This window comes from Ornithinibacillus halophilus (genome assembly GCF_900129485.1).
Taxonomy (GTDB): domain Bacteria; phylum Bacillota; class Bacilli; order Bacillales; family Amphibacillaceae; genus Ornithinibacillus; species Ornithinibacillus halophilus.
In genome coordinates this window covers 1-10170 of sequence record NZ_FQVW01000073.1, presented here as the reverse complement: position 1 = coordinate 10170, position 10170 = coordinate 1, and the positions used below count along the sequence as shown (strand labels likewise).

The 10170-nt window shown below is 37.4% G+C and carries 8 protein-coding genes; all 8 read left to right on the top strand.

Annotated features, from left to right (window positions below):
• The first annotated feature begins 578 nt into the window (after positions 1-578).
• Positions 579-1802 carry an allantoate deiminase gene (gene allC, locus BUB12_RS16520; protein ID WP_072892014.1) on the top strand — a complete coding sequence of 408 codons (1224 nt, stop codon included), beginning with the start codon at positions 579-581 and terminating at the stop codon, positions 1800-1802.
• A 32-nt stretch (positions 1803-1834) separates the two neighbouring features.
• Positions 1835-2608, top strand: coding sequence for a (S)-ureidoglycine aminohydrolase (gene allE, locus BUB12_RS16515; protein WP_072892013.1), 774 nt, complete (start codon positions 1835-1837; stop codon positions 2606-2608).
• Positions 2609-2752: 144 nt separating this feature from the next.
• Positions 2753-3802: an ureidoglycolate dehydrogenase gene (allD, locus tag BUB12_RS16510; protein ID WP_072892012.1), complete on the top strand. Its 1050-nt coding sequence runs from the start codon at positions 2753-2755 to the stop codon at positions 3800-3802.
• 34 nt (positions 3803-3836) lie between these two features.
• Entirely contained in the window at positions 3837-4886 is a 1050-nt protein-coding gene (allD, locus tag BUB12_RS16505; RefSeq protein ID WP_072892011.1) for an ureidoglycolate dehydrogenase, read from the top strand.
• 26 nt (positions 4887-4912) lie between these two features.
• Positions 4913-6661: an acyl-CoA synthetase FdrA gene (fdrA, locus tag BUB12_RS16500; protein WP_072892010.1), complete on the top strand. Its 1749-nt coding sequence runs from the start codon at positions 4913-4915 to the stop codon at positions 6659-6661.
• A gap of 83 nt (positions 6662-6744) precedes the next feature.
• Positions 6745-8007, top strand: a complete 1263-nt coding sequence (locus tag BUB12_RS16495) for a YlbE family protein (RefSeq protein WP_072892009.1) — start codon at positions 6745-6747, stop codon at positions 8005-8007.
• Between the two features lie 121 nt (positions 8008-8128).
• Positions 8129-8923, top strand: a complete 795-nt coding sequence (locus BUB12_RS16490) for an oxamate carbamoyltransferase subunit AllH family protein (protein ID WP_159431592.1) — start codon at positions 8129-8131, stop codon at positions 8921-8923.
• Positions 8924-9862: a carbamate kinase gene (arcC, locus tag BUB12_RS16485; protein ID WP_072892007.1), complete on the top strand. Its 939-nt coding sequence runs from the start codon at positions 8924-8926 to the stop codon at positions 9860-9862.
• Positions 9863-10170: the final 308 nt, after the last annotated feature.

Genomic DNA, 10170 nt, shown 5'->3' with positions numbered 1-10170 from the left:
ACGCAGTGGGCTTCCTCAGCGCAAGGGTGCTAGGAAGCCTAACCAAGTAGTTCCCTGGCTCACCAGCCGCCCGCGGAAAGCGAAGTGTATTTCTGAAGCGGTAGAGATTACACTACATTTTTGTCTCAGCCTCGAACCCATGCATACTACACTTCATATAGAATTGTCAGTCTAATTTTTAATATCACTTAGTTTTCAGTTGCCTCCTAAGATGGGAGGTTTTTTTATGTTTAGATTTAACTAACTTCAAGGAATTATCAAACGATTCCTTCTTTAACAACTTTGTCTAACTTTTCTTGAATAAATTGTGAACAAATCTAATTTATTTATCTTATTAGGATAAAAATATGAATAATCTTTATCCATAAATTATATAGAACCGATAACTGTAAAGGATTACAATTGAAATAGTTTGTTGGATATAAGTATCAATATCATTTATTAGGTAAAATTATCCGTAATGATAAAAGGTTAGTATTTGTATATCATACGAAAGAATAGATATTTACTTATTCATAACGTATTGAATATAGAATTCAAAGTTCTTTAATTGAAAGGAATGGTTAACAGTGGCTGATATGGAAAAAGATATCACCAGTATGTTAGAAACACTTGGCTCTTTCGGAAAAGATCCTGCAGGTGGAGTTTCACGCTTTCTTTATTCAAAAGAATGGGTTGAAGCTCAAAAATACTTAGAAGCAGAGATGAAACAAGAAGGATTGGAAGTAAAATACGATGAAATCGGAAACCTATATGGTACGTTAAAAGGTTCCAAATATACAGATGAAACAATTCTTTCTGGTTCACATGTAGACACCGTTGGTAATGGTGGATATTACGATGGGCAGCTTGGTATTGTTGCGGCTCACCTTGCAATTAAATACTTAAAAGAAAAATATGGTCAACCATTAAGAAATCTTGAAGTGATTTCAATGGCAGAAGAAGAAGGCAGCCGTTTTCCATATGCGTTCTGGGGTTCAAAAAATGTTGTTGGGACAGCGAAACGTGAAGAAGTAGAGAATATAAAAGATTTTGATGGAGTGCCATTCGTGGAAGCAATGAATAAAGCTGGATTTGATTTCCGTGATGAATCAAAAGGAATCAGGGAAGACATTAAAGCTTTTGTTGAAATTCACAATGAGCAAGGAAATGTTTTAGAAACAGAGAAGAAGTCAGTTGGAGTCGTAACTAGTATCGTTGGTCAAAGACGTTTCAATGTGGAAATCACTGGTCAAGCGAACCATGCTGGTACAACACCAATGGGATACCGCAAAGATGCAGTGTATGCTGCAAGTCAAATGATTTATGAAATTATCTCTGAATCAAAAAAATACGGTGATCCACTTGTTGCTACAGTAGGAAAAATTGAAGTAACACCTAATGTTGTCAATGTTGTACCTGGGAAAGCCTTATTCACTATGGATATTCGTCACACTGACAAAAGTGTATTAGTTGAGTTCACAGATGTTGTAAATGAAAAACTAAACACATTAGCTAGTGACCATGGCGTTGAAATCAATATTGATATGTGGATGGATGAAGATCCAGTACCAATGGACGAAAACATCGTTAAATTAATTGAACAAAGCTGTGATGCTAATAGCTTGAATTATAAAGTGATGCACAGTGGAGCTGGACATGATTCACAAATCTTAGCACCACATGTACCAACTGCGATGTTATTTGTGCCTAGTCGTGATGGTATTAGTCATAATCCAGCTGAGTATACAGAACCAGCTGATTTAGCTGAAGGTGTCAAAGCACTAATGGGTGCATTATATGAACTAGCTTATAAAGAATAATTAAACCAACAATTTTTAAAGGAGAGATTCTAATGGGTTATCCAAAAGATTTACTTTCATCACGTTCAATCATTAAACAAGGACTATATGCTTTAATTGCTCCAGAAGGATTAGTTAATAACAGTGTTCCAGGATTTGAAAACTGCTATGTTTCTATTCTAGGCTCACCAAGACTTGGTGCAAGCTTTGTTGATTATATTATTACAATGTATGAAGGTGGAAAAAACACTCGTGGGTTTGGTGGAGAAGAGGATGTTGAAACATTCCTTTATGTTGTAGACGGTAAAGTGAAAGTTTCTACAGATGAAGAAGAGTATGAATTGACTCAAGGTGGTTATATCTATTGCCCACCAGGAACAAAAATGTACATGGAAAACCTTGAAAAAGGCGATTCAAAAATCTTCCTTTACAAACAAACATACAAGCCACTTGAAGGTGTATCTGCACCATGGTTAGTAACAGGAAATGCAAATGATATACCGGAAGAAGAATACGATGGTATGAAAGAAATGCGTATCCAAGACTTACTACCAACAGATTTTGCTTTTGATATGAACTTCCATATCCTAACATTTGACCCAGGAGCATGTCATCCATTTATTGAAACTCATGTACAAGAACATGGTGCATATCTTCTTTCTGGTGAAGGTGTTTATAACTTGGATAACGAATGGATTCCAGTTAAAAAAGACGATTACATCTTTATGGGACCATATGTTCAACAAGCATGCTATGCAGTAGGTAGAGAAAAATTATCTTATGTTTATTCCAAAGATTGTAACCGCGACGCAGATTTGAAAAAATAATTAAGCATTAACTAGTACGGTGTTCCCGCTTTTTAAAAGAAAAGCACAGAGCGCTCGCCCTGCAACATACGCAGTCGCTCGAAGTTTGTTAAGGCGGGATACCCTTACAATCTTACTAATATAACAGGATGATGGGGTGTCAAGATGAGAGTCGCAAAAGAAGAACTAAGAAAGTTAATGAAAGATAAACTTCATAAAGCAGGTTTGGCAGAAGACCAAGCTGACGTTGTTTCTGATGTTCTTGTACATGCTGATGTAAGAGGAATTCATTCCCACGGTGCAATGCGTGTAGAATACTACGCTGAGCGAATTGCTAAAGGTGGTATTAACTTAGAACCTAAAGTGTCATTTGAAAAAACTGGCCCAAGTACAGCTGTCTTTGATGGAGACAACGGTGTAGGTCATTACATGGCTAAGAAGGCTATGGAAGAGGCAATTCAAATGGCGAAGGAAAATGGTATAGCTGTAGTAGGTGTAAGAAATATTAGCCATAGTGGTGCACTTTCTTACTTTGTAAACCAAGCAGCAGATGAGAAAATGATCGGTATTTCAGTTTGTCAATCAGACCCAATGGTTGTTCCTTTTGGTGGTGCAGAACCATACTACGGTACAAATCCAATCGCATTTAGTGCACCAAGCAGCACAGGTGAAAAGATTATCGTTGATATGGCTACAACTGTTCAAGCATGGGGGAAAGTTTTACATGCACGTTCAAAAAATGAGTCTATCCCTAATAATTGGGCAGTGGATGAAGACGGAGCGCCAACCACTGATCCATTTAAAGTAAAAGCACTATTACCAATTGCTGGGCCTAAAGGCTACGGTCTTATGATGATGGTAGATATCCTATCAGGAATTCTATTAGGTCTTCCATATGGAAATAAAGTCTCTTCTATGTATGAAGATTTAACGGAATATCGTAAACTTGGACAACTTCATATTGTGATCAATCCTGAATTCTTCACAAACATGGAAGGATTCTTACAAAACATTACAAATACAATGACAGAATTAAATCAAATCAAGCCAGCACCAGGGTTTGACCAAGTACTATATCCTGGGCAACCAAATGACATTCAACAGGAAGAGTACGAAAAGAACGGTATTGAAATTGTGGATGATATTTTCGAATACCTTGTTTCTGATGTGGTTCACAATAACCAATATGACAATAAAGACCCATTCGCTAAATAAAAGGATGTAATCCAATAACAAGGGAGTTAAAGCTATGAAGTTACAGGTTAAAGAGCTTAACGATCTTATAAAAAATAAGCTTCACCGTGCAGGTTTAAGTGAAGAGCACGCTGACATAGTTGCAGATGTGTTGGTACATGCTGATATAAGAGGATATCACTCACATGGGGCCATGCGAGTTGAATATTATGCTGAACGTATTGCTAAAGGCGGTATAAATACCAATCCAAGTTTTCAGTTTGAGAAAACTGGACCAACAACGGCAATCTTCGATGGTGATAATGGTGTTGGACATGTTGTAGCAAAGGAATCGATGAATGAAGCAATAAAAATTGCCAAAGAAAATGGGATTGCAATTGTTGGCGCAAAAAAAATGAGCCACAGTGGAGCACTTTCCTATTTTGTACAACAGGCTGCACATGAAGATTTAATTGGAATATCTGTCTGTCAATCCGATCCGATGGTAGTTCCTTTTGGAGGAGCAGAACCTTATTACGGGACGAATCCTATTGCGTTTGCAGCACCTGGTGAAAATGATGACATTGTCACTTTTGACATGGCGACAACTGTTCAAGCATGGGGCAAGATTTTAGACAAACGTTCCAGAAATGAATCGATTCCAGATGATTGGGCTGTTGATGAAAATGGCGAGTCTACTACTGATCCTTTTAAAGTAAAAGCATTACTACCAATTGCTGGACCAAAAGGTTATGGATTAATGATGATGGTTGATATTTTATCAGGGATTTTATTAGGTCTTCCATATGGTAATAAAGTTTCATCCATGTACGAAGATTTAACAGAATATAGGAATCTTGGACAACTTCATATAGTAATCAATCCAAACTATTTTACTGGGCTAGAGACATTTAAACACAGTCTTTCCAATTCAATGAAGGATTTAAATGCAATTAAGCCAGCTCCTGGGTTTAGTGAAGTATCCTATCCAGGCCAAAGAAGTGAAATGAGAAAGAGAAATAGCGAAGAGAATGGTGTTGAAATTGTTGATGAAATTTACAACTATCTAAAATCAGATACCATTCATAATAATTCTTACGACAACAAAGATCCATTTGCAAAATAACAACAAAAAATTAGGGGTGAATATAAATGCTTCATACGATTATTAAGAAAAACTCGTATCAAGATTCAGTTAACTTAATGTTATTAACGAACGCAGTATCCGTTATTGAAGGTATTAATAAAATTCAAATCATGATGGGTACACCAGCAAATAAAGATATTTTCAAAGGTGCAGGCCTTTATACAGACGAACTTGAAAAAGCAGAAGCAAACGATATGTGTATCGTTTTAGACACAGATAACGAAGATAAAATTGACGAAGTTTTAGCTGCTGTTGATGATTATCTTAAAAACCAATCCATCAGTAAAAGTGGAAGTGAATTTGAAACTGTACGTACATTTGACCGTGCAATGAAAGCTCTTCCTGATGCAAACCTTGCTGTTATCTCAGTACCTGGTTCTAGTGCTGCTATTGAAGCAGACAAAGCATTGGACAACGGACTAAATGTTTTCATGTTCAGTGATAACGTATCATTTGAAGATGAACGTCGTCTAAAAGAAAAAGCTCATGATAAAGGTCTATTAGTAATGGGTCCTGATTGTGGTACTGGAATTATCTCAAGTATTCCAATTGCCTTTACGAACGTAGTAAAAGAAGGGAAAATCGGTATTGTTGGTGCTTCAGGAACAGGTATCCAAGAAGTTACAACAATTATTGACCGTCTTGGTGAAGGTGTAGTTCACGCGATCGGTACAGGTGGTCGTGACTTATCCGACAAAGTTGGAGCAATCACTATGATGGATGCTATCCGTGCTTTAGAAAACCATAATCAAACAGAAGTGATTACAATTATTTCTAAGCCACCAGCAAAAGAAGTACGTGACCGTGTTGTTCAACTTCTTCGTAGCCTTTCTAAACCTGTTGTTACTATCTTCCTTGGTGAAAAACCAGAACAACATGAAGGCAATGTATATCAAGCGTATACGTTAGAAGAAACTGCTAGAATTTCTGTTGATTTAGCTAAAGGAAATGACATTAAAGAAGACTACAATAACTTTGAAACATCTGTTGAAGGTGTTGAATTAAAACCAGAACAAACAGCAATTAAAGGTTTATATTCTGGTGGAACACTTGCATACGAAGCTGCAACATTAATTTCTGATGCTTTGAACTTAGGAAAAGGAAATGGTGGAGCAGAAGGTTTTGTATTGCAAGCAAATGGTCATGAAGTAGCAGACTTAGGGGATGACGTGTATACACAAGGTAAACCACACCCTATGATTGATCCTGAAACTCGTGTTAAATTTATGGAAAAAGCTGCAGAAGATGAGAAAACAGCTGTTATCTTATTTGATGTAGTGCTAGGATATGGATCTCATGAGGATATGGCAGGTGCACTTTTACCAGCTATCCAACGCATCAAGAGTAATGTAGAGAGTCAAGGTCGTCAAGTTCATTTTGTTGGTACTGTATGTGGAACGGAACAAGATCCTCAAAGCTACAAAGAGCAACGTGAAAAATTAGTACAAGCTGGTGTTATCTTACGTGATAGCAACAACCAAGCAGTACGTACTGCTTTAAGTATCATTGGACTAAGTGTTGAAGATGTGAAGAAACAACGTGTTGAATATACAGGCACTAGCTCAAATGAAGATTTATCGATTTCACCACAAATTGATAAATTGATTAACTCTAAACCAGTTATCATCAATATTGGTCTTAAGAGCTTCACAGACTCTGTTGTTAAATTTGGCGGAAGAGTGGTTCAGTATGACTGGAGACCAATTGCTGGTGGAAACGAAAGAATGCAAAAGATCCTAAGCTTATTAAAATAGTCTCTTAAATAAATCCTGGACAGAGAACAGCACGCTGCTGCTCTCTGTCAACCAAACATAGAACACAAAAGGAGAGAAAATAAATGAAATATCAATCAATTGATGAAGCAAACCGCGCCGTATTAGACAGCATCGTAGGATCATCACCATTCTTAGTAGATGTTGTTCCTGCAAAATCTGTAATTAGCGAATTAAATAATGGGAAGGTAATTCTTCATGCTGGACCTCCAATTAAATGGGACGATATGACTGGCCCAATGCAAGGATCATGTATCGGTGCATCTTTATTTGAAGGATGGGCTGAAACGGAAGAAGAAGCAGAAAAAATGCTTGCTAATGGTGAAGTTGAATTTATTCCTTGTCACCATGTAAATGCAGTTGGACCAATGGGTGGTATTACAACAGCTAACTTCCCAGTATTTGTTGTTGAGAACCGTTCAGAAGGTAATGAAGCATATTGCATTATGAACGAAGGTATTGGTAAAGTTCTACGTTTTGGTGCGTATTCTAAAGAAGTTATCGACCGTCTAAACTGGATGAGAGATGTTTTAGGACCAACATTATCAAAAGCAATAAAACTAAAAGGTGATGGCTTAAACTTAAACGTAATGATCGCTAAAGCAGTTACAATGGGTGATGAATTCCATCAACGTAATATCGCAGCATCATTAATTTTCTTAAAAGAAGTTGCTCCTTTAATTGTACAACTGGATATGGATGATAAGGATCAAAAAGATGTGATGCAATTCTTAGCTGACACAGATCAGTTCTTCTTAAACGTAATGATGGCAACTAGTAAAGCTGTTATGGATGGAGCTAGAAAAATCCAAGATGGTACAGTTGTTACTGCTATGTGCCGTAACGGGAAAGACTTCGGTATCCGTATAAGTGGTATGGGAGACCAATGGTTTACTGCACCAGTAAATACTCCACAAGGTCTATTCTTTACTGGTTATTCTCAAGAAGATGCTAACTCTGATATCGGTGATAGTGCTATCACGGAAACAATCGGTGTTGGTGGTATGGCAATGATTGCTGCCCCTGGTGTTACACGTTTCGTTGGTGCTGGTGGCTTTGATGATGCTTTATCAACAAGTAATGAAATGATGGAAATCTGTATTGATCAAAACCCTAACTTTACTGTACCAACTTGGGACTTCCAAGGAACTTGCTTAGGAATTGACGCAAGAAAAGTAGTTGAAACTGGTATTACTCCAGTAATCAACACTGGTATTGCGCATAAACAAGCAGGTGTTGGTCAAATTGGTGCAGGTACTGTACGCGCTCCACTAGCTTGCTTTGAAAAGGCTATTGAGGCTTACGCTGAAAAACTAGGCCTTATCTAATAAAAGAATGAAGGAATATATCTTTTATGGAGAGGAATATCACGCTGATCTTCCTCTCCTTCTTTCTAAAAATAATTTAGGGCGAGTGCACAGTATCTTTCAGAACGGGTTTAATATAAAAATGGGGAATTCCTTAATATTTATTGGGAATACCAAAAATGGACGGCTTCCATTTGGAATTCACTTGAAGGAAGATACTCTTGAAGAACTTTTATCATGTGTAAGTGAGGATTTAGCAGTATTTTGGAAAGGATCATCATCGTTCTTCTTTTCCAATGGGAATATTCTGATGAAGCTTGACCTGCAGTCGAGTAAACCATTTACGAACTCACTACCTAAATTGAATAGAGAGTCACAAGATATTTTTCCTTTATTTGAACGCTTTTTAGCACGATTAATCGAATATGGTGAGCCGATTGGTATCGATGAATTGTATGTCGATCAATTTCTATTGTATTATTTAGATAATCAAGCGATTGAACAGCATGAGTTAGCAACAAAACTTACCGAACTCACAGAAGCAATAATTTCTAATGATGTCACTTTTATACAAAGAACACTACGTTACTTTTTAGGACGTGGCCAAGGATTAACACCATCAGGGGATGACATATTAGTTGGTTTATTAGCCGTTCACGCTGTCACAGAAATGTTTAGTCATACGTTTATCAAGGTACTATCTGAAATTGTTCATTCAGAATCTATTACAACGGATGTAAGCAAAGAATATTTAAAATACGCATTAAATAAGAAATTTAGTTCGGTAGTTGTCCAAATAATGTCTGATATACTGACAGATGACGAAGAAAATCTTGAGCAACATTTCACTGATCTTGTTCAGGTTGGTCACAGTTCGGGCATGGATTCAGCATTTGGGATACTAATCGGAATGTTAACACTTAGGAGGAATAGTTAAATGGCAGAAAAAGTAGTTATCGCATTAGGCGGAAACGCAATTTTACAACCAGGTCAAGAAGCAACATATGAAAATCAATTAGAGAACGTTCGTAAATGTTCTGCGATTATTGCACAAGTAGTAAAACAGGGTTATCAAGTTGTCGTAACACACGGAAATGGTCCACAAGTTGGAAACATTCTACGCCAAAATGAAGAAGCAAAAGATGTTGTACCTCCATTTCCATTAGATGTATGTAGTGCAGAATCTCAAGGGTTTATTGGCTACATGATGGAACAAACATTGCGTAATGAACTTCATGAATTAGGTTTAAATAATTCAGTTGTAAGTTTATTAACTGAAACAGTTGTATCTCCAGAGGACGAAGCATTCCAAAACCCAACAAAACCAATTGGTGTTTTCTACACAGAAGAAGAAGCAAACAAATTAGCTGAGGAAAAAGGTTGGGTTGTAGCAGAGGATGCTGGAAGAGGGTATCGTCGTGTGGTTCCATCTCCACAACCAGTTTCTATTCTAGGTTCTGATACGATTAAAACATTAACAGATGCTGGTACAATCACAATTGCTTCAGGTGGTGGTGGAATTCCTGTCATCCAAAAAGAAGATGGTAAATACGAGGGCGTTGAAGCAGTAATAGATAAGGACCGTAGTGGTTTACGTCTTTCAAAAGAAGTTGATGCAGATGTATTCATGATTTTAACAGATGTTGATAATGTTTACGTAAACTATGGTAAACCAAATCAAAAAGCACTTGAACAAATTACAGTAGAAGAAGCAAAACAATACATGGATGAAGGCCAATTCTCAGCTGGAAGCATGGGACCTAAAATGGAAGGTGCCTTATCATTTGCAGAACATGGTGGAAAAGCAATTATCTGTTCACTAGATAAAGCAGCACTAGCATTAGAAGGCAAATCAGGTACAACTATCTCTAAATAACTAATATTCCATAATTATATCCAAAGTCGAACAATTAGACTGCAGATGTTTGGGATGTCATTTACTAGGGTTTCATAATAAAACCAGCGTAAGAAATACACGTAGACTCCTCGGAAATAAAAGTCAATTTCCTTCGTGCGATGATAATGCTTCCGACGCCCTTCTTGTCCTGCGGGAGCAGAGGCATCGGTGAGACCCCATGATGCGCTTGCGTCTACAAGTAATGCTACGCAGTGGGCTTCCTCAGCGCAAGGGTGCTAGGAAGCCTAACCAAGTAGTTCCCTGGCTCACCAGCCGCCCGCGGAAAG

Bases quoted from the DNA above. Each gene is read 5' to 3' on its own strand.
- arcC (WP_072892007.1), top strand. From the start codon at position 8,924: ATGGCAGAAAAAGTAGTTATCGCATTAGGCGGAAACGCAATTTTACAA.
- allD (WP_072892012.1), top strand. From the start codon at position 2,753: ATGAGAGTCGCAAAAGAAGAACTAAGAAAGTTAATGAAAGATAAACTT.
- BUB12_RS16495 (WP_072892009.1), top strand. From the start codon at position 6,745: ATGAAATATCAATCAATTGATGAAGCAAACCGCGCCGTATTAGACAGC.
- allC (WP_072892014.1), top strand. From the start codon at position 579: ATGGAAAAAGATATCACCAGTATGTTAGAAACACTTGGCTCTTTCGGA.
- allE (WP_072892013.1), top strand. From the start codon at position 1,835: ATGGGTTATCCAAAAGATTTACTTTCATCACGTTCAATCATTAAACAA.
- BUB12_RS16490 (WP_159431592.1), top strand. From the start codon at position 8,129: ATGGGGAATTCCTTAATATTTATTGGGAATACCAAAAATGGACGGCTT.
- allD (WP_072892011.1), top strand. From the start codon at position 3,837: ATGAAGTTACAGGTTAAAGAGCTTAACGATCTTATAAAAAATAAGCTT.
- fdrA (WP_072892010.1), top strand. From the start codon at position 4,913: ATGCTTCATACGATTATTAAGAAAAACTCGTATCAAGATTCAGTTAAC.